We start from the raw sequence: 21,452 nt of genomic DNA on the forward strand, positions 1-21,452 counted from the left end.
ATGGGCATGCAAATCGGTTTTGTGCTGCTGTTGTTACTGTTGATTGCACTGGCAGGTGCGACGTTCCGGATCCTGCGCGAATACGAACGAGCGGTGGTGTTCCAGCTCGGTCGGTTCTGGCAGGTCAAGGGGCCGGGGTTGATCCTGCTGATTCCGGTGGTACAGCAGATGATCCGCGTCGACCTGCGCACCATTGTCCTCGACGTGCCGCCCCAGGACGTGATCACCCGCGACAACGTCTCGGTGAAGGTCAACGCGGTGCTGTATTTCCGCGTGCTCGATCCGCAGAAAGCCATCATCCAGGTCGAAAACTTCCTCATGGCCACCAGCCAACTGGCCCAGACCACCTTGCGCGCGGTCCTCGGCAAGCATGACCTGGACCAACTGCTGGCCGAGCGCGAGCAATTGAACGGCGATATCCAGCAGGTGCTCGACGCCCAGACCGATGCCTGGGGCATCAAGGTGGCAAATGTCGAGATCAAGCACGTGGACCTCAACGAATCGATGATCCGCGCCATCGCCCGCCAAGCCGAAGCCGAGCGCGAACGCCGGGCCAAGGTGATCCACGCCGAAGGCGAGCTGCAGGCCTCGGAAAAGCTCATGCAGGCCGCCGAAATGCTCGGCCGCCAGCCAGGCGCCATGCAGCTGCGCTACATGCAGACGCTGGGCTCGATTGCCGGGGATAAAAGCTCCACCATCGTCTTCCCCTTGCCGATTGAATTGCTCAAGGGGATGGCGGAGTTGTCGCCTAACAAGTCCTGATGCGCCGTGCGAGCATTTCCCTGTGGCGAGGGAGCTTGCTCCCGCTGGGCTGCGCAGCGGCCCCAAGCTTTTGCGGTTGCTGCGCAACCGAGCGGGAGCAAGCTCCCTCGCCACAAAAGCGGGTTCCCGCTACAGGGGCAGCGACTTCAAGGCTTCATAGGGCCCCTGCGCCCAGCGCATGACCCGCTCACGCAACAACGCCGAAGCCTCCCGGCGCTTGTCCTCGCTATCGCCAACAAACGCCTGCGCCGGCTGCTTGGCATGCTGCCCCACCGCGGCGAACACTTGCCTGCCTTGCTCCTCATCGAGCCGGAAAAACGCCGCCAGCCGGCCCGTCATCGCCTCGGGCAGTTCGGTGTAGTTGACCGCCATTGCACCCAATACCTGACAGTGTTCCAAACCTCTCGCCAACAACCGCCCCACCCGGCGCGAGATGAAGTCTTCCGGGCTACTGAACGGCAACCCATCGTCCAGGACACTCGTCCCGATCATCCCCGGCACCATGTGCATGCCAGGACGGCGCAGATGGGAGACGGCGATTTCCAAGGGATCGCGGTACAGGAACAACCAAGGTGTGTCGGGAAAACATTCTCGCAACAGCGCCAACTCACCAATGTTCCAGGCGTCGAGCTTGACCACCAGGCGTTGCTCCACGCCTCGGCGGCGCTGCCCATAGGCCGACATCAAGCCCTTGAGCGCCACGCACCGCTCGGCAAGCGGCAGATCACTGCGCAGCAGCGTATCCAGGGGCGGTGGTTCCGAAATGACGATGTGATCGTCCAGTTGGGCAAGCATCTGGCTGATCAATGTCGAGCCACAACGGGAGGCATGGAAAATGAACGCACTGGGCGCCAGGCCCGGGCTTTGTCGTTGCCACTGACCGAGCACGTCCAAGGGTGTCTGGCGACGGAACGCCTGGTTGAAGGGCAAGCGCAGGGCGTCTTCCACGGCGTCGCCGAAGAACGGTTGCGCCAGTCGCGCGTCGCCAAACCAGCACCAATCGACCCGCCACAGCCCGGCCTCTTGCCATACGCGGATCGGCAACCAGCCCTGCAGATTCAGGTCTTCCACTGGTTTCTCCACTGCTGGCGACCGGTGCGCATCGCAGCCCGCAATTCTTCCCGGGTGAAATGAAGCCCTTGTTCGACCCCCAGCGCCAGGGCGGAGTCAATGAAAGCGTCCAGCTCATGCAGGTTCTGCAAGGTTCGGGCGAGATAAGGATCCGTTTCCACGCGCTGCTGAAAACGGACAAAGTCGCTTGGCCCGACGCCCGCAGCGGGTGTGGTGGGCAGCCCATCGGCAATCTGCTGGGCCAGCCACGGCCCGGGGCGACAATCGAGCACCAGGTGAACCCGCGAATGAGCACTTCGATTCACAACGCGATGAGGCCGTGCCAAGTCGAGGAACCAGCACTCGCCCGCCGTCATCGGAATGATTTGCCCATCCAGGAAGAAGTCCACGCCAGGCGAACTGAGCAACGGCACGTGCAGGCGCCGGTCGGCGTCCGGCCCACCCAGGTCATAGTCGCGATGTTCGTGGATGCACCCGCCGGGGCCGAGCCGCAGCAGCCGGGCCGAGACGATCTCCAGGGGCCAGTCGCGCAACGCCTCATGCCAGCGGCCGTCCGTTGACCACGGCGCGCGATGCAGGGGCTGGCCGCGCCCGGGCGACAGCTCGGTGACGGCATCGGCCGCTGAAATCAGCGCCACACCGCTCCAGTCGCCGCTGTAATAGGCACTGTTGAAATGCCCCTGCCAGCGCTCCTCTTCAATGGCGGCCAGTGCCTGTAACAGCAACGGCAGGTTCACCGCCACCGGCAGCCGGGAATACGCCGGGCGCGTCATGCCAGCGCCCGGTTATTGAGTCACCGCGGCCGTCGTCGGCACCGTGATGTCGCCCTGGGCCCAGGCCGCTTCACGGTTAGCCAGCGCCGTGGCAATCGACTGGACTGCGGTCGATTGCACTTGGTTTGGCAGTGGGTCGAGACCGGCGCTGGCGAAGATCTGCCCATAAGCGTTGCGCAGATCGGCGTAGGCCAGGTCCCGGCGCAGATCGGCCTGCAGGGTGTTCAGTTCACCCTGGATCAGGTCCAGCTCGCCAATGCCGGCAGCCTCATGACGGTTGCGCAGTTGACCGACAATCTGCCCGTCGATATCCGCCAGTTGCTGGCTGGTCTTGAACTGGCGCAGCGCTTCGCGATAGTTGGCATTAGCCACGTACAACTGCGCCAACACGGCAATCGACATCGCCTGGCGCCGCGCCGACGCCACTTCTTCACCGGCCTTGGCCACGTCGATGGCCGCCGGGGCGGAAATCACGTTGAACAGGTTCCAGGTGACTTTCACGCCATAGTCGGCCCAGCCCTGTTCCACCAGGAACGAGTTGCTGTCGTAATGCCCGCCGGCGGAAAACTCCAGCCCCGGCAGCAGGCGCAGCATGGCCTTGCGGGTTTCGGCGGCGGTGATGCGGGTCTGGTAATCCTGCTCGCGCAGTTCCGGACGGCTGGCCAGGGCTTCCTGTTCGAGACGGGCCAGGTCGACCTTGAGTTCCGGGATGGCGTATTCATCCTGGGTCGCCAGGGTCAGCTCGGTACCCAAGGGCAAGTTGATCAGGGTCGCCAGTTCGGTCTTGGCCAGGGACAGCGCCCGACGCTGCTCTTCCAGTTGACGGGTAGCCTGGATCAGCGAGCGCTGGTAACCCAGGGCCTGCACCGGGTCACCGATGCGCTGCTCGCTCATGCTCTGGCTGTTGTCCCGCGCCGTCTCGACCCGGGCCATCAGGCTGTCGATCTGCTTGAGCAAACGCTCGGCGGCCATGGCGCGCCAGTAGGCCGAACGCACGTCCTGGACGATGGTGTTGATCACCTTGCGCCGGCGCTCCTGCACGATCAGGCGCTGGTCCCCGGCCTGCTTGGCGCTGATGTAGCTGACGCCGAAATCGAGCACGTTCCAGACCATGGTCAGGTCCGCCACCTCGCGGTCGCGGTCCTGGGAGGTCGACGGTTCCAGGGACTGGGTACCGGTTTCCACGCTCTGGCTGCTGGAGGCATTGACGTTGTTGCGGCCCACATAACCGGCGTCCAGGGCCATGCGCGGCAGCATGTCGAAACTGGCCAGGTCCAACTGACGCTTGGCCAGGGCTTCCTCCATGATCTTCAAGCGGCCTTCGAGGTTGTACTTCACTGCCCGGGCCATGGCCTGGTGCAGCGTCAGCGGGCCGCTGAGCGGCTCCTGATCCTTGTACATATTCTGCAGGTCGGTTCGAGCGCGCTGTTCGCTGACGCTACGCTCGATCGGATCGCTGGTGACCGCACATCCACTCACCACCAACGCCAGCAAACTCATACCGAATAACTTCTGACTTCTATTCATTCCCTGGATTGCCCCTGGCTGCCCCAATATTTTTAGAATTCAGGCCTGCACTTGGCTGATGCCGACCTGTCGTAACGCGGTTGCCAGGCTGTCCACCTGACGCTGTTCAGTGTCCTTGAGATGTTGCAGCTGTTGACCCAGGGTTGGCGCCCCGAACATTCCGCGCAGCCCTTGGGACACATCGCCGCCCTGCATCGACTGGCTGTCGAAGGCGTCCATCGATTCGCCCTCGGAGCCGGAGTCCTGGTTGAACAGGGTCGACAGCGTGCTGCTGCCAAACACCCCGCCATCGCCACCACCAAAACCCAGGAACCCCTGACCGCTACCGTCGCCAGCGGCGTCAGTGCTGAAGACCTGGGCGATATAACTCGGCGCCAGCGCACCATGGTTGATGAAAATATCCCCAATCGGTCGCAGGCCACCGCCCACGTCCCGTTGCTCGAACAGCGGTGGGAAGCCCAGTGGCGACCCCAGGTTGCCGGTCGGTGGCGTAAAGACGATCGGTTGCAACGGCACCTCGGACGGCGGGATAACCGTGACCGGGTCGGCGGTCAGGAACTCCGGCGGCGGCTTCACATCGTTGGGCACCACGGTGTCGATCGCATAGTTGTTGGACACCGCCACGCCGGCCCCGGCGTTGCCCGACAGGTCGCTGACGTTGCTGGTGTCCAGGGCAATGAAGTTGCTCGGATCAGTGAGGTTCACCGTCGGTGTAAACGTCGCGGTCCAGGTCTTGCCACCATCACTGGTGGTCAGGTTGGTCAGTTCACCGTTGGTGACGCTGAGGTCCGACAGGTCAAAATCCGTCACCGCTTCGCTGAAGGTGAAGGTCACCTGGGTCGTCTCGCCCACCGTCAGGTTCGGGTCGGCGACCACGATGGTTGCCGTCGGCCGGGTGGCGTCGAGTGCGTAGTTGGCGGAAATCGCGATGCCCACGCCGGCGTTGCCGGCCAGGTCCTGCACATTGCTGGCGTCGAGCAGGATCAGGTTGGTGGCATCGTTGACGCCCGCAGTCGGCGTCAGGGTCGCGGTCCAGGTCAGGCCGCCGTCACTGCTGGCAAGGTTGGACAACACGCCATTGGCGACACTCATATCCGACAAGTCGAAACCGGACACCGCCTCGGTGAAGCTGATGGTCACGGTGGTGCTCTGGCCGATGCCCAGGGTGGTGTCGCCCACGGTGATGGTGGCGCCAGGGCGAACCGTGTCGATCGCGTAGTTGTTGGAGTTCACCACGCCGACACCGCTGTTGCCCGAGGCGTTGACCACGCCGCTGGTGTCCAGGCTGATCAGGTTGCTGGTGTCGGTAATACTGGCGCTCGGCGTGAACGTGGCCGTCCAGGTAACGCCGCCGTCAGTGGACGACACATTGCTGAGCGTGCCGTTGCTGATGGTCAGGTCGCTGTTATCGAAACCGCTCACCGCTTCCGAGAACGTAATGGTGACCTGCGAGGTTTCTCCTATGCGCAGCGCACTGTCGGCCACCACGATCGTGGCCGTCGGCACCTGCGTCTCGACCGCATAGTTGGCCGAATCGGTCGTGCCGGTCCCGGTATTTCCGGCCGCGTCGCTCACGCCGGTATTGTCCAGGGTGATCAGGTTGCTGGCGTCGGTCACACCCAGGGTCGGCGTGAAGGTCGCGGTCCAGGTCAGGCCGCCATCGCTGCTGCTGACGGCGCTCAAGGTACCGTTGGCGACGCTCAGGTCAGCGTTGCTGAAGCCGGTCACTGCCTCGCTGAAGGTGATGGTCACCTGCGCGGTTTCACCCGGTTTCAACACCGAATCGCTCAGCACGATGGTGGCGGTCGGACGCTGGCTGTCGACGCTGTAGTTGTTCGAATCGGTGGTGCCGCTGCCCGCATTGCCCGCCAGGTCGGCGACGCCGCTGTTGGCAAGGGTGATGACGTTGCTGGTGTCCGTGACGCCGCTGGTCGGAGTGAAAGTCGCGGTCCAGGTGATGCCGCCGTCACTGCTGCTCAACCCGCTGAGCGTACCGTTGGCGATGCTCAGGTCGGCGTCGGTGAAGCCCGTCACGGCCTCGTTGAAGGTGATGGTCACCAGCGAGGTCTCGCCGGCGGCAATGGCGGTGTCGGCGACGACGATGGTTGCCGTTGGGCGCACGGTGTCGATGGCGTAGTTGTTCGAATCGGTGGTGCCGACGCCAGCGTTGCCTGAGACGTTGACGACACCGGTATTGTCCAGGGTGATCAGGTTGCTGGTATCGGAAATGCTCGCGCTCGGCGTGAACGTGGCCGTCCAGGTGACGCCGCCATCGGAGGACGACACGTTGCTCAGCGTGCCGTTGCTGATGGTCAGGTCGCTGTTGTCGAAACCGCTCACCGCTTCGTTGAAGGTGATGGTTACCTGGCTGGTTTCACCGATGCTCAGGGACGTATCGGCCACCACGATGGTCGCCGTCGGCACCTGCGTGTCGATCGCGTAATTGGCCGAGTTGGTCGTGCCGGTTCCGGTATTGCCCGCCGCGTCACTCACCCCGGTATTGTTCAGGATGATCAGGTTGGAGGTATCCCGCACGCCGAGGGTCGGCGTGAAGGTCGCAGTCCAGGTCAGGCCGCCATCGCTGCTGCTGACGGCACTGAGGGTGCCGTTGGCAATGCTCAGGTCCGAATTGTCGAAACCGCTGACCGCCTCGCTGAAGGTGATGGTCACCAACGAAGTTTCGCCGACACTGAGGTTGGAATCGGCCAGCACGATCGTTGCGGTCGGACGTTCGGTGTCCAGCGCGTAGTTGTTGGAGTCGGTGGTGCCGACATTGGCGTTGCCTGCCAAATCAACGATGCCGCCACTGTTGAGCGAAATGACGTTGCTGGTGTCCGTGACGCCAGCGGTCGGCGTGAAGGTCGCGGTCCAGGTGATGCCGCCGTCGCTGCTGCTCAGCCCGGAGATCACGCCGCTGGCGACCGTCAAGTCAGCACTGGTGAACGCCGTCACGGCCTCGCTGAAGGTGATGGTCACCAGCGAGGTCTCGCCAGCGGCAATCGCGGTGTCGGCCACGACGATGGTCGCGGTTGGACGCACCGTATCGACGGCGTAGTTGTTGGAGTCGGTGGTGCCCACACCGGCGTTGCCCGCGCCGTTGATCAAGCCGGTATTGTCCAGGGTGATCACGTTGCTGGTATCGGAAATGCTCGCGCTCGGCGTGAACGTGGCCGTCCAGGTGACGCCACCGTCGGTGCTGCTCATGGTGCTCAGGGTGCCGTTGCTGATGGTCAGGTCGCTGTTGTCGAAGCCGCTCACCGCCTCGTTGAAGGTGACGGTCACCAGGGTGGTTTCACCGATGCTCAGGGACGTATCGGCCACCACGATGGTCGCCGTCGGCACGTTGGTGTCGATGGCATAGTTGTTGGAACTGGTCGTGCCGGTGCCAGTGTTGCCCGCCCCATCGTTCACCCCGGTGTTGTTCAGGACAATGAGGTTGGACGCGTCGCTGACCCCGAGGTTGGGCGTGAAAGTGGCGGTCCAGGTGATGCCGCCATCACTGCTGCTGACCGCACTCAACGTGCCGTTGGCGATGCTCAGGTCCGAATTGTCGAAACCGCTGACCGCCTCGGAGAACGTAATGGTCACCAGCGAGGTTTCGCCAACGCTCAGATCGTTGTCGGCCACCACGATGGTGGCGGTCGGGCGCAGCGTGTCGACGACGTAGTTGTTGGAGTCGGTGGTACCGCTGCCGACGTTGCCCGCACCATCCACCACGCCCGTGTTATTGAGCGTGATCAGGTTGGTGGTATCGCTGATGCCAGCGCTCGGCGTGAAGGTCGCAGTGTAGGTGATGTTGTCGCTGGTGCTCAGGCCGCTCAGGTTGCCGTTGGCGACGGTCAGGTCCGCCAGGGTGAAACCCGTCACGGGCTCGCTGAAGGTGATCGTCACCACCGATGTCTCGCCAACGGCGATGGCCGTGTCGGCGACCACGATGGTGGCGGTCGGACGCACGGTGTCGATGGCGTAATTGTTGGAATCGGTGGTGCCGCTGCCAGCGTTGCCGGCCGAGTCCGTCACGCCGGTGTTATCCAGGGTGATCAGGTTGGTGGTGTCGCTGGTGCTGGCGCTTGGCGTGAGCGTCCCGGTCCAGGTAATGCCGCCGTCGCCACTGCTCAGGCCGGTGACCGTGCCGTTGGCGACCGTCAGGTCGGCGGTGGTAAAACCTGTTACCGCTTCGTTGAAGGTGATGGTCACCAGCGAGGTTTCGCCGACGCTCAGGGCATTGTCGGCCACGACGATAGTCGCCGTCGGACGCTGGGTGTCGACGGCATAGTTGTTCGAACTGGTGGTGCCGCTGCCGGCGTTGCCCGCCGCATCCGCCACACCGGTATTGGCCAGGATGATCAGGTTGGTGGCGTCGGTGATGCTGGCGCTCGGAGTGAGCGTCGCGGTCCAGGTGATGCCGCCGTCGCCGCTGCTCAATCCGCTCAAGGAGCCGTTGGCCACGGTCATGTCCGCCAGGGTGAAACCGGTCACCGCCTCGCTGAAGGTAATCGTCACCAGCGAGGTTTCGCCGATGTTCAGCGCGGTATCGGCCACCACGATGGTGGCGGTCGGGCGCTGGGTATCGACGGCGTAGTTGTTGGAGTCGGTGGTCCCGCTGCCGGCGTTCCCGGACAGGTCGGCAATGCCGGTGTTATCCAGGGTGACCAGGTTGGTGGTGTCGCTGACGCTGGCACTTGGTGTGAGCGTCCCGGTCCAGGTGATACCTCCGTCGCCGCTGCTCAGGCCGGTGACCGTGCCATTGGCGACCGTCAGGTCGGCGGTAGTGAAACCACTCACCGCCTCGCTGAACGTGATGGTTACCAGCGAAGTTTCGCCGACACTCAACGCGGTGTCGGCCACCACGATGGTGGCGGTCGGGCGTTGCGTGTCGATAGCGTAGTTGTTGGAGTTGGTCGTCCCCACGCCGGCGTTGCCATTGAGGTCCGCCACGCCCGTGTTGTTCAGGACAATGAGATTGGAGGTATCGGTGATCGTCGCATCCGGTGTCAGGGTGGCTGTCCAGGTGATGCCACCGTCGCTGGTGCTCAGCCCGCTGAGCGAGCCGTTGGCCACCGTCATGTCGGCCGTGGTAAAGCCGGAGACGGCCTCGGAGAAGGTGATGGTGACCGTGGAGGTCTCGCCAATCCTGAGGGCCGTGTCGCTCACCACGATGGACGCCGTGGGTGCCACGGTGTCGTTGACGATGTAATTGTTCGAGTCGGTGGTGCCCACGCCGGCATTGCCGGCCAGGTCGGCCACGCCAGCGTTGTTCAGGGTGATGATGTTGGTGGTGTCGGCGATGTTGCTGGCCGCGGTCAACGTACCGGTCCAGGTGATGCCACCGTTGCTACTGGTCAAGGTGCCGACGGTGCCGTTCTGCACCGTCAGGTCCGCCGCGGTGAGGCCGGTCACGGCTTCGGAGAAGGTGATGGTCACCGTCGACGTGCCACCGGAGTTCAGGTTGGTATTGGCTACCACGACGGTCGCGGTGGGCGGCGTCTCGTCTGGCACATAGTTGGTGTTGATGGTGCCGCCATCGCCGTAGACGTTGGCCACCGACGCCGGCGAAACGCCCGCGCTGCCAGCGCTTGTCCCACCGACGCCGCTGCCACCGACGTTACCGGCCAGGGCGGCAAAGTTGGCGGCGGTGATCAGGATCGAGCCTTTGTTCCAGATGGCACCGACGCCGACACCACCCGCACCACCCGCCTGGAGATAGCTACCGCCAGCCCCGCCGCCACCACCGCCACCGCCGGCGCCGACGTTGTTGGAAATGGTCGAGTTGCCGATGATCCGCAGGGTTGCGCCGGTATCGTTGTAGATACCCCCCACCGCACCGCCGCCGTCGCCGCCGAAGTTGTCATACCCGTCACCGCCGCCGCCACCGCCGATGGACAAGCTACCGCTGGTGGCCGTGCCCCCGGCCGAACCGGTGCTGTAGCCCGGATAAGCCGCACCGCCAGCGCCCCCCGTGGTGGAGCCGCCACGCCCGCCAATGTTGAAGAAGCCGCCACCGGCGCCGCCCTGTCCGGCCGTGCCGTTGGAGCCCGTGGAGTTAAGCGTGTCGCCACCCTTGCCGCCGGTACCGCCGGTGATCGCGCCACCGCCACCACCGCCGCCACCGGCGTACTGCGGCGTCACACCGCCGCCGCCACCGCCGCCTGAAGCGGCGTTCGCGGTGACCGTAACGTTGCGCAGGGTCAAGGTGCCGGCGTTGTAGATACCACCACCCTGGGACACCAGGGCATCGTCGCCGCCGTTACCACCGTTACCGGCCGTCATGCCTCGGGTGATCACCAGGCCATCGAGGGTAGCCGTGGTGCCGGACGTCACGTTGATGACCTGGGTGCGGTATTGCCCGTCCAGGGTCACGTCGGCCACGTTGTCATTGTTGAGATCGCCGTCGATGGTGACGTTCTTGCTGACCACCAGCACCGAGGTCAGCCCGACGGTCATGCTGGTGTTGAAGGTGACGATGTCGCCGTTCTGCGCGGACGCCAGGGCGGCGCGCAGGGAGCCCACGCCGGTATTGAGATTGTTGGTGGCGGTCCAGGTGGCCAGGCCCCACTGGTACTCGCTCATGGCATTGGCCGACAGCACGTTGGCACTTTCGATATTGCCGGTGGCGATTTCCAGGTCCCAGTCGCCGCCCAGGCCGGTGCGGTCGTTGGACGCCGCCACGTCGCGACCGGTCAACTGCGCCAACGAATCAACCAGGCTCAGGCCACGCTCGCCTTCGGCGGTGTAGCAGCCATAGATCAGGATATCGCCACCGGCGTTCATGTCCTGGCCAATCTGCGCCAGCACTTCGCTGCGGGCCTGGACGTTATCCGCCGACAGGTAGCTGTTGCCCAGCCACAAATCACCGGCGTTACCGTGGGCGATGATCTGCACCGAGCTGATGCCCTGGTGGGTGTCCAGGTAATCGGCGATCTGTTGCAAGCCGTCCTTGGTGGCATCCAGTTGCACGACCTGGGTACCGGGCGCCACGCCTTCGAGCAGGCTGGCGGAATCCTTGACCCGGGAATCGACGAACACCACAGACTTGCCCGGCACGGCAGCCTCGGTGGCATCGACCTGGCCCTGGGGTGCATGGGTGTCGGCCGGCTGGTCCGCCGCGGGCGTCTTGGCCGCCTCGGCCGTCGGATGCGCATCCGGTTGAGCAGCGTCGGCCACGGTGGCCGCCACCGCGCCGTCGAATAGCATTCGCGGCTCCAGGGACATGATCATTGGCGATGCCAGGGCCTGTGTGCCCTCGGTTACCCGCGATTTGCCTTTGCTCCACCACATGACGATCACCTGGACTCGAACTTCTTGAACACGCAAATGAAAAAAACCGCAATCAGCTGATGGCGGCGTCGGTTTTCATACGAATGACATTGGCGGCGCTTGCGGACCCATCGCGCCAGAACGACAACTCGGCATACTTTTCAAACAGATCCGGCGGCAGCAAGGTCCGCCGGGGTTGCGGCGCGACCTTGGGCTTGACCTTGTGCAGGCCGGCAACGCCCAGGGCCTGGTCGAAGGCCGGCGCGTCGTAGGTCAAGTGATTGAAATCGTGCTCGAACCAGGGCTCGCCGATGAACTCGTACACCAGGCGCATCACCCGCTCCGGGGCCTGGCTCAACAAATCGTAATCAACGATCAGCAGCGACTCGGCGTTCTCACCGTAGTAGGCCTCTTTGAGCGCGGTCCAGGCGAACCCCACCAGGCGGTTGCGCTGGGCCAGGGTTTCGCAGCGGCTGTAGACGGTGTTGCGCTCGTCATCGTCGTTGAACAGCTTGGTGTTTTCGAACGGATTGGCACGGTAGAGCCGCTCCAGGCTGTCGAGCACCCAGGCGACGTTGCGCACACAGGCGATGGTCTTGGCTTGGGGAAACAGATCCTGCAAGGCAGGCAAGCGGGCGCACCACTGACGGTTGGTGTCGAAGATGACCGGCTTGTCGGATTTGTCGGCGTAGTAGGAATCGAAGAGGCCGCGCAGCAGGCGGCGGCGCAGGTCGGTGTCGATCACCGAACCGAACTCGCTGCCGGCGCTGCATTGCTGCAGGACGCTGCTGAACAGCGAACCGACGGGACTGGTCATGCCGGCATGAAAGCGCGGGTTCTGCAATAAAATGGCAGAAAGCAGGGTCGAGCCTGAGCGCGGTAGACCGGAAATGAAGTGAAACTGCGGCAATCCATTCACCTTGTTTGTAGTCCCTTTGTAGCCGAAGCGTAGCCGAGGAAACAATCTTCGCCTAGTAGTACTTTGATATCAGATTCATCCCAAGCCATAAAAGAAGATGGACGGTAGAGACGCTCGGGAACCTGAATCGATTAAGCCGTGTCGCGACATTTTTCCGCCTGCTTCGTTCGGCAGAATCAAACATCCCGGTCTACGCTCAGCCGTGCGTGACCAGGCCAGGGAAACAAGGAGTCGGGCTGATCGCACTCTTGTCCTTCACGTCCGGGCACCGCAAGACCAATAACCTGAAGGATGAGGAATCTATGGAAGTATTCATCGGCACTATCCAGTCATTCGCCTTTAACTTTGCACCCAGGGATTGGGCCCTGTGCAACGGTCAGACGCTTTCCCTTTCTCAATACCAGACCTTGTTCGCCCTGATCGGCGTGACGTACGGAGGCAACGGCCAGACCACCTTCATGCTGCCCAACCTGCAAGGTCGCCTGCCCTTGGGCCAAGGCAATGGCCTGGGCCTGACCCCGCGCGTCATCGGTGAAATCTCCGGCACCGAAAACGTCAGCGCCACGCTCAACAACCTACCCAACCACACCCACACGCTCACGGGCATCACCGCCTCGACCACCCTGCAGTTGGCCAACCCGGCCAGCAATCCGGTGAATACGCCAACGGCCACCAACTCGTTCATCGGCACCTCGGGCACCGGGCCGGGCTCGGCGGCGATCTATTCCGACCAGATAGGCGCTTCGCCAGTGCCGCTGCAAGGCGTGACCACCGCCGTCAGCGGTTCGGTTTCCGCCACGGGCAACGGCATGCCCATGGAGGTCATGAACCCGTTCCTGGCCATCAACTTCAGCATCGCCCTTCAGGGCTATTTTCCGTCCCGTAACTGATGAACCGCCGGAGGGCTGCGGCCCTCCGGCCTTTTGGAGTGTCGACATGCTGCAACAGGTTCATAGCCGCCATTTCCAACCGCTGCTGGGCCAGACCGGCAGCCTGACCCTGCCCGACGGCAGTTGCCTGCCGGTGCGCTTCGAAACCCTTGACGAAACACCTCGGGCAAAGCTGCCGAACACCGAGCGCATGCCCTTCAGCGTGGAATTCAACAGCCTGGAAAGTACGGCGTTCGTCGACGGGCTCTGTGGGTTGGAAGTGCCGGAACTGGGCAAGATAGAAGGGGTGTTCGTGTCACGGATGCCGCCCATGGGACGGGATCCGGCGCTGGGGTATTTCTACATCGCGTTTAACTGATCGCCAAAACCTGAGGCCATAACAAATCTATTGTGGGAGCAACTGTGTGGGAGCAAAGCTTGCTCGCGATCCAGGCGCTGCGGTCCTCAAGAGACCGCGGCGTTTTCATCGCGGGCAAGCCTTGCTCCCACACAGCTCGCTCCCACAGGGGTACGGCGTCATTCAGTTGCCTTTCGGATACCAGACCAACCGCTCCGCCGCCGGGCTGCGCTCTTGTACTTCGAAGCCCAGGGCCAGGTAGTGCCGACGGGCGTGGGGGTTGCTGACCCAGACCACGGTGGCCACCGGGCAACGGATCTGTTGCGCGGCTTTCTGCACCCCTTGCAGCACCGTCCGACCATACCCCTGCCCACGTGCCTGGGGGATGAAGGCCAGGTACAGCACGCGAATTTCATTGGGGCCGAAATCCGTGCTCAAGGCGCCGATAGCGGTGCCGAGTTTTTCCACGACGTAATGCATGGCATTGGGGAAGTTCTCGCCCAACCCTTGCTCCTGCACCTGGAACTGCTGGGCAATCACCTGCTGCACCTGCTCAGGCTCGCCATCGATCCATTGCAGGTCCGGTCGCGCCGCCTGGTACAGGCCCTGCAAAAACGGTCCATCGCTGACCCGCGATGGACGCACCACCAATCCCTCTGCCGCCACTGAATCCATGCTTGCTCCTTAGAACCCGCTTTCCCTGACACCCAACGCCGCCAACCGACGCCAGGCCGCTCCCAACACCGACTCGCCCTTGCCCTGCAACACCGCCACGCCACGCAGCGGTTGCACTGGGGCGGACGTGTCGTCCACCGCACTCAGGCGCACGCCGTATTGCGCCTGCACCGGCTCGGCCCGTTGCTGCGAGTCGCGGCGCACCGCAATCGGCCCGTGATGGTCAGACGTCAACGCTTGCTGTTCGACCCAAGCCACGCCATTGGTGTCGATTTCATTCAACTGCACAGCAATCGAGGTGCGCATCGGATCGTCCGCAATGAACCGCCCCGTGGCCCCCGGCTCGACCCGCCAAAGCTCGGCTTCGGTCAAGTAGCCGCGCAATCGCGAGTCGGTCTGCACCACCCGCGCCAGCGCTTGCGTGGGCGACAACCAACGCCCGACCGACAGTTGCGGCAACAAGTCGCGCACCTGGCCGGCGTGGGGTGCACGCAACAACAGGCGTTCACGCTGGGCGACCAGTCCCCGGTATTCGGCCACCGCTTCGGCCAGTTGCTGTTCGATGATGCCGGCATCGGCAGCGGTTTCGCTGCGCCCGGCCTGACGGCGCATCTGCAACTGCTGGATCTCGATTTCCCGGCGCACGATGGTCAGGCGCGACGCCATGTCCGGCGACTCCAGCTCGATCAACACATCACCCTGGGCCACGGCCTGGCCGTCGCGCACATTCACCTGCTTGACCCGCGCCGCCACCGGCGCGTGCAAGGCACTGGCCCGCCCGGCCTCGAGCATGGCCGGCACTTCCACCGCGCTGCGCCAGGGCAGCAACAGCACCAACAGCAACGCCAGCACCACCAGGCTGCTCAGGAGCACCCGAACGCCGTGGGCCTGCTCACGGCGACTCCACCATTGCCGCCATTCATTCACGATGGGCATAAAAATGAACCACACCAATTCCACCATCATCAGAAAAATGCCCAACACCTTGAAGAACAGGTGATAGACCGCCAGGGCAATCCCGAAAAACAACAACGCCCGCCACAACCAGGAGCCATACCCCCACATCAGCAAACGCCGGCGCATCTTCGGCGACCAGGGTTCCGGCGCCGCCGCGCCATAACCGAACAAGGCTTCGCGCAGGCGCCAGCGGCACAGGGCGAACGCACGCCCTTGAAGGTTATCCACCGCCCAGAAATCACTGAGCAGGAAATACCCATCGAAGCGCATGAAGGGGTTCAGGTTGATGACCAGCGTGGTGATCCAGGTGGCGCTGGCCAGCATGAACGCCGCGGTGCGCGCCGGCCCGTCGGGCAGCAGCGACCAGGCCAGCAAAGCGATGCACGCCAGCAGCAGCTCGGCCAGAACCCCGCCGGCACCGATCAGCAGGCGCGCGCGGCGATCATTGATTCGCCAGGCGTCGCTGACGTCGGTGTAGAACATCGGCAACAGCACCATGAATGCCACGCCCATGCTTTGCACACGGCAGCCCGCGCGCTTGGCCATGAAGGCATGGCCGAATTCGTGGCACAACTTGGCGAAGAACAACGCCGTCCCGAACGCCAGCGCCCCACCCAGGCTGAACAAGTGCGGAAACGTTGCGATGAAGCGCTGCCAGTCCCGCGATACCAGGAAGATGCCCACGCCCAGGGTCAGCGGCAGGCCATAGCGCAGGATCCCGGGGCCAAACCGCGCCAACCAGGGCCAGGCACGATTGAGAAAAGCGTCCGGGCGCCACAGCGGAATGCGGAAAAACAGGTATTGATGCAGCAGGATCTGCCACAGGCTCTGGCGCTGTGCGGCGGTCTTGGAGAGATAGCTGTCGCGCTGTTGCGGGTCCATCGCGCTGATCAGGTCATGGCCGCGCAAGAAGCCCAGCAATTGCTCCAGCGATTCGCCATTGAGCGGCAGGCCCGGCTCGCGGTTCGCCGCCTGCAACACCTGTTCCGGATCGCCCAGGGACCAGTGCCGCAACATGCGCATCGCCGCCGCGCCCAGCTTGAAATAGCGCCCGCGCACCGGATCGGCCAAGGTCCACTGCGGCGAACCGTCCGGGTCCGGCGCCGCCGGGGACAGTTGCAGGTCCGGCCGCAGGCTCGGCAGGTCCATGCTACAGGCCTACGCTCTGGCGCAGGCCGGCCAGTGGCCGACGCAACAGGTACAACGCCAGCGGCGCGCGGTCGCCGAAGACCTTCGCCGTACCTCGCAGGCCGATACGCGGCGCTTGAGCATCGAAACGCGCATCCAACCGATACGCCAGTTGCCCGGCGGCGGTCGGCTGCGCTTCATACGCCGAGCGTTCGAGCCAGGCCAGGTGCCGCTGCAACGGGTCGCTGTCGAGAAACAACGCCACTTGCGCACCGGGCTCCAGGGCAATCGCGTCGCCCACCGCCAACTCAATACGCAACTCGGCCTGGTTCGGATCGGCGATTTCCATCAGCCGCTCGCCGGTCTGCACGGGCTTGCCAAGCCAGCGCTCGGCGTCGGCAAATACCGCGATGCCGTCGCGCTCGGCGCGGACTTCGCTGCGCTTGAGCAGCTCAAGCGCGTAGTTGCGCTCGGCGCGCTTCTGTTCGACGCGGGCGGCCAGCAGATCGATCTTCGAACTCGACTCCGCGTCGGCAAACGAGCGCTGGGAATTGGCCTTGAGTTCCGCCTCGGCCACGCCCAACGCACGCTCGGCCACGTCGGCCTGAGCCTTGAGGCTGGTGCTTTCGAAACGCAGCAGCAGATCACCGTTCTTGACGGTCTGGTTAGGCTTGACCAGGAACTCGGCGATCACCCCATCCAACGGCGCCGCCACCACCTGCCCGCCCAGCGGCACCACTTCGGCCGGGGCCAACACGGACTGGCGCACAGGGATCAGCAAGCCCAGCAGCAACACCGCCACCAGGGCGACCTGGCGCTTGCGTGTCCAGCGCAGGCGCCACGGCTTGCGCGGTTGCAGCGCCAGCCACGCATGGCTGTAGGTGTCGCCCAGTTGCGACAGCAGCACTTGTTCGGGTGGGGTCCACGGCAGGTCGCGGGCCAGCCACAAACCGCCGAACACCTGGCCCTCATGATCGATCAACGGCAGCCAGAACACTTGTCCGGCCGACAGGCTTCGCCAGTCTGCCCGGATGGACTCGCTCACCCCATCGGCGGCAATCACCCGGGCCTGCTTCAGCACCCCCTGCTTGAACAACTGCGCCACGGCCTGCTCGACGAACGCCACGAACGGCGCATTCGGTTCCACGGTGCTGACGCCGGTCACCGCCTGGACCTTGCCGGCAATCAATAACGCGGCGTGGCGAAACCCGAACAGGGCCTGGCCGTCGTTGACCAGGCTGTAGCTCAATTGCGCCGGGGTACGCGCGGCCCGCGTCTGGCGCTCCAGGTCGAGGAAGCGGGCAAACACCTGCTCGGCGCTGCCCGTGATCGGCGCGTTCACTTGGGCTCCGCGAAACGCGCCGTGCCACTCATGCCCGACAGCAAGCCGCTGGCATCCGGCACGCTCGCCACCAGCAGCAGGGTCTGGCTGCCCTCATCGATGCGCGCGCCCAGGCGCTTGACCGTCGCTTGCAACGGCTTGCCGGTTTCATCGGGGATAAACGTGAAGGGTTGACCGGGCTTGAGCCTGTCCATCCAACGTGAAGGCACCAGCAAATGGATCTCCAGGGTGCGGTTGTCGACCACATCCAGCAACGGCGCGCCGGCCGCGACGCTTTCATAACGCTGGACCTTGCGCGCCACCACTTGCCCGTCGAAGGGTGCGATCACGCTGCAGCGCTTGACCTGGACCTGGTACACCTGGGACTGCGCCTGGGTCTCGCTGAGCCGGGCCTCGGCCCGCGACACCTCGAAACGCCCGACGGATTTCAATTCCGCCAATTGCCGGTTATGCGCCAGTTCCTCACTCGCGCCACGGCTGGCCGCCTGGGCCGCATTGAGCTGGGCCTGATAGGCCGAGCAATCGAAACGCGCCAGGGTGTCGCCCTTCTTGAACGACTCGCCCTCACTGAACGGCAACTCGACGATACGCCCGGCCAACTCACTGGCCAGCACCGCCTGATCCCGCGCCCGAAGCACCCCTCGCGCCTCGTTGCCAGACGCACTGGCCGAAGCATTGCTCTCCAGCAACGGATCGTCGGAAGCCGACGTTTGCGCCTGAACCCCGCACGTTACAAAGGCCAATCCCACAACCCAACTGCATAAACGTCGCATGACCGTTACTCCCTGACGGATGGGCGGAGTCTACGACAGCGGTGGGGGGCGTCAAGGGAGTAACCGTGAAGAGAGGGAAATCTCTGTGGCGAGGGAGCTTGCTCCCGCTGGACTGCGCAGCAGTCCCAAATCCTGGCGCCTCGGTGTGTCAGGCAGATCGCATTCAAATTGCTTGGGGTTGCTGCGCAACCCAGCGGGAGCAAGCTCCCTCGCCACAACAGCGGTCCGGGATAAACAATTGCAACACCGCGATAGCGCCCGAGGCGTGCCGGCGGCGCCCAATCTTCAGGCACACACACCATCCCATGGCGAGGAAGCTTGCTCCCGCTGGACTGCGCAGCAGTCCCAAACCCTGGCGCCTCGGTGTGTCAGGCAGATCCCATTCAAATTGCTTGGGGTCGCTGCGCAACCCAGCGGGAGCAAGCTCCCTCGCCACAGGGCTCGGCGTTACGCAGGGTGAGTAAGATGGCCATCGCGAGCAAGCTCGCTCCCACAAGGGGCTTGTGTCGAATGAAGTAGCAAGGCCAACACCGACCTACTGTGGGAGCGAGCTTGCTCGCGATGACTTTCGCCCAGACATCCCAAACCTGACAGATCGAGACTGGCTACTCCACCAACCTCAACACCCCATCGCAATACACCACCTCATGCCCCAACCAAGCCACATCCACCTGAGGCAACACCGCCGAAGGTTTGCGCAACTCACGCAGCAGCGTCGAGCCATGAGACAGACGTCCGCCCATGCGTGCAATCACAGCCCGGGCGCGTTGATAGTGGGCGTGGCGGCCAGGGTCCAGGGTGTCTTCCAGCAGGATGTCCTCGCCCAAAATACCTTGGGCCTGACCCGGGTAGATCAAGAACCCACTCGCCTGCTCGGTGCCTTCACGACCGTCCTGCCAGAAGCTGCCGTCGCGGCTACGAATGTCCGGGTGCGGGGTGAACCAATGCGCCCGGTCCACCGCCGGCATGGCGTGATGCAAGCGAAAGAAAATCCGCATCAGGTTGTCGCGATACCATTCGCGCACTTGCAAGTAGTAACCGCGCAAGCCTGGCAGACCGGTCGAATGGGCCAGGCGAATCGTCAGGGGCCATTGTGGGAAGGCCTGCAACGGCAGCTCGGTCGGTGCCGGGCGTGGCGTCGCTGGGTCGGTTTCCCAGGGCAGCCGATGCGGGCTGTGTTCAAGATTGTCGTAGGCGGTCGGTGGCCGACCCAGCCAGTCGCCGCCACTGCTGGCCAAGGCGCTGGCGATGCACAGGTTGCCTTGCACCACGAACACGTAGAAACGGGTAAACCAGTCGGCCAGTTGCTGGCCGTCTGCGCCTTGTCCGGTCAGTTCGTGCAGCTCTCGATCAAAACGTCGCAAGCCGTTTTCCAGCGTCAGCAAATGCCCGCGGGCGATGCATTGCATGCGCAGGAACAACGGCAGCGAACGCAGCAGGCGCAGGGGCCGCCAAGGCAGGTGCGGAGTCGCGCCGCCGACCTCGCCGGCGTAGCTGCTGGCGCTGATGCCCCAGTCGGCCAGCCGGGCGAGAAACAAATCATTGTTGATATACGAAGCGCCGCCAAACACCGCCGTGAAAGGCTCGTTGTCTTGCAACACCCGCGAATCCCAACGCGCCATGATCGCCGGAATGCTCGCCGCCGCGCGGCGCTGGGCGTACTCCACCAACACGCTGGGTTGCGGCGGCAGGATCTCGGCGATGTTGGCGGCGGTCAGGTGGCGGCGCCAGCCGTAGTCGCTGATCGGCCGGTATTGCAGCAGCCAGAGTTGCCTGCCGTCCCAGGCCCATTCAACGTCGCCGGGTACGTAGTGGAAGACCCGCAGCACGCCTTGCAGGAAACGCCACAGCAGGTCTTCAGTCAGGCCATGGGCGGGCTTGAAGGTGTCGCTGTTCCACGACGCGCCGAGGCGGGAAATGATCGCGCACTCGGGGCTCACGTGACCGTCGGCCAAGGACTCCAAGTGACCTTCGACCCATTCCAGTTCGACGGACAGGTGACGCACGAAGGCAATCCCGGACAGCCGTGGTGTGATGAAGCGCTGCACCACCACTTCCTCGACACCTGCCGCACTCAACTCGGCAATACGTGCCGGCACGTTATGCGTCGGCTCACGCAGGAACGTGGTGCTCAAGCCAGCATTGGCCGCATCGGCCTGATCCTCCCCGTAACTGGAGGAACGCACGGCCCAGATAGCGTCCGGCTGGCTCTTCAGAAAGCTTGCCAAGCGCGGGTCAGCGCAATCGTTGAGCGACAGCGCAGCAGGCACCGGCTGCCCAGCCAACGCCGCCAGACGCAAGCGGCCGCCTTTGGTATGCGCGACGAAACCACGTTCGCCCGATTCCAGCCACGCCGCGAACTCAGCGGGTGAGTCGATCCACGGGTAGTGACCCCAGCCGGGCTTCACGCTGATGGTCAAATCGGCACGGGCCAGAATGGCCGACCAGGCCGCCGCTTGGGCGACGCCCAGTACCTTGTCCTGATCGCCCCACACCAGTTCGACCGGGTCGGTGATCCACTCCAGCAATGGCAAGGCGGTGTCGGCACGCACCAAGTCCCAGTGCGGCACAAAGGCGCGGCAGCGAGCATAGCCGGCGCCCATGCGCTGGTACTGCGCGGGCGTCCAGGCCTGGCTGGAGAATTTGTGGGCAAACAACGTCGGTTTGTTCGCCAGCAGCCAGTGAATGGTCTTGCGAATCGGCAGCGGCGACATCAACGCCGGCAGCCGTCGTTGCCATAAAAAAGCACCCACCGGCGCCAACAACACACTGCGACAAAAATGCCCCGGCTGACGTTGCAAGGCATGCAGCACCAGCAAGGCGTTGACCCCGACCGCCATGATCGCGCTGCCCTTGTCCGTTGCCGCCAGCAACGCCTGGGCGTAGGCCGCCAGGTCTTCGCAAGGGGCCTGGGGGTTGCTGCCAAAGCCAGGCAGCTCCAGCGGCACCACGTCGTGGTGCTGAAAGTGCGGCAACGCGTCGTCCCACCAATCGGCGGCGCTTCCATTGCCGGCCAGCAGGTACATCCGGGGCTTGCTCAT

The 21,452-nt window shown here is 64.1% G+C and carries 13 protein-coding genes; 3 read left to right on the plus strand and 10 right to left on the minus strand.

Annotated elements, in window-relative coordinates:
• Positions 1-762 carry a slipin family protein gene (locus AB4Z20_RS22100; protein WP_212798493.1) on the plus strand — a complete coding sequence of 254 codons (762 nt, stop codon included), beginning with the start codon at positions 1-3 and terminating at the stop codon, positions 760-762.
• A gap of 129 nt (positions 763-891) precedes the next feature.
• Here the strand turns inward: AB4Z20_RS22100 and AB4Z20_RS22105 are convergent, their stop codons facing one another.
• The 5 genes from AB4Z20_RS22105 to AB4Z20_RS22125 are packed head-to-tail and all read right to left on the minus strand — an operon-like array spanning position 892 to position 12,309.
• Entirely contained in the window at positions 892-1,833 is a 942-nt protein-coding gene (locus tag AB4Z20_RS22105) for a sulfotransferase family protein (RefSeq protein WP_442090594.1), read from the minus strand.
• Positions 1,821-2,606 (minus strand): aspartyl/asparaginyl beta-hydroxylase domain-containing protein, encoded by a 786-nt coding sequence (locus AB4Z20_RS22110; protein WP_442090595.1) that lies wholly within the window; start codon positions 2,604-2,606, stop codon positions 1,821-1,823. The genes AB4Z20_RS22105 and AB4Z20_RS22110 overlap by 13 nt, the downstream gene beginning before the upstream one ends.
• Before the next feature lie 12 nt (positions 2,607-2,618).
• Positions 2,619-4,133 carry a TolC family protein gene (locus AB4Z20_RS22115; RefSeq protein WP_253470845.1) on the minus strand — a complete coding sequence of 505 codons (1,515 nt, stop codon included), beginning with the start codon at positions 4,131-4,133 and terminating at the stop codon, positions 2,619-2,621.
• A 39-nt stretch (positions 4,134-4,172) separates the two neighbouring features.
• Positions 4,173-11,411, minus strand: a complete 7,239-nt coding sequence (locus tag AB4Z20_RS22120; protein ID WP_442090596.1) for an Ig-like domain-containing protein — start codon at positions 11,409-11,411, stop codon at positions 4,173-4,175.
• Between the two features lie 52 nt (positions 11,412-11,463).
• Positions 11,464-12,309: a sulfotransferase family protein gene (locus tag AB4Z20_RS22125; protein ID WP_214511031.1), complete on the minus strand. Its 846-nt coding sequence runs from the start codon at positions 12,307-12,309 to the stop codon at positions 11,464-11,466.
• A gap of 302 nt (positions 12,310-12,611) precedes the next feature.
• Between AB4Z20_RS22125 and AB4Z20_RS22130 the strand changes: the two genes are divergently transcribed.
• Together AB4Z20_RS22130 and AB4Z20_RS22135 are read left to right on the plus strand one after the other, a co-directional pair.
• A complete protein-coding gene (locus AB4Z20_RS22130; RefSeq protein WP_253470841.1) occupies positions 12,612-13,199 on the plus strand; it encodes a phage tail protein in 588 nt (195 codons plus the stop codon).
• 46 nt (positions 13,200-13,245) lie between these two features.
• Entirely contained in the window at positions 13,246-13,557 is a 312-nt protein-coding gene (locus AB4Z20_RS22135) for a DUF6916 family protein (protein ID WP_253470839.1), read from the plus strand.
• 162 nt (positions 13,558-13,719) lie between these two features.
• Here AB4Z20_RS22135 and AB4Z20_RS22140 read toward each other — a convergent pair whose 3' ends face one another.
• The 5 genes from AB4Z20_RS22140 to AB4Z20_RS22160 all read right to left on the minus strand — a co-directional run bounded on the left by AB4Z20_RS22140 (position 13,720) and on the right by AB4Z20_RS22160 (position 21,452).
• Positions 13,720-14,211 (minus strand): GNAT family N-acetyltransferase, encoded by a 492-nt coding sequence (locus AB4Z20_RS22140; RefSeq protein WP_442090597.1) that lies wholly within the window; start codon positions 14,209-14,211, stop codon positions 13,720-13,722.
• Between the two features lie 9 nt (positions 14,212-14,220).
• The gene (locus AB4Z20_RS22145) at positions 14,221-16,317 is read right to left on the minus strand and encodes a biotin/lipoyl-binding protein (protein WP_442090598.1); all 2,097 of its coding nucleotides are present in this window, start codon (positions 16,315-16,317) and stop codon (positions 14,221-14,223) included.
• Position 16,318: 1 nt separating this feature from the next.
• Positions 16,319-17,638, minus strand: coding sequence for an efflux RND transporter periplasmic adaptor subunit (locus AB4Z20_RS22150; protein WP_442090599.1), 1,320 nt, complete (start codon positions 17,636-17,638; stop codon positions 16,319-16,321).
• Positions 17,635-18,411 (minus strand): efflux RND transporter periplasmic adaptor subunit, encoded by a 777-nt coding sequence (locus AB4Z20_RS22155; protein WP_214511037.1) that lies wholly within the window; start codon positions 18,409-18,411, stop codon positions 17,635-17,637. The genes AB4Z20_RS22150 and AB4Z20_RS22155 overlap by 4 nt, the downstream gene beginning before the upstream one ends.
• A 605-nt stretch (positions 18,412-19,016) precedes the next feature.
• Entirely contained in the window at positions 19,017-21,452 is a 2,436-nt protein-coding gene (locus AB4Z20_RS22160) for a PEP-utilizing enzyme (RefSeq protein ID WP_442090600.1), read from the minus strand.

The organism is Pseudomonas sp. KB_12, from assembly GCF_052114545.1.
In the GTDB taxonomy this organism is placed as follows: Bacteria; Pseudomonadota; Gammaproteobacteria; order Pseudomonadales; family Pseudomonadaceae; genus Aquipseudomonas; species Aquipseudomonas brassicacearum.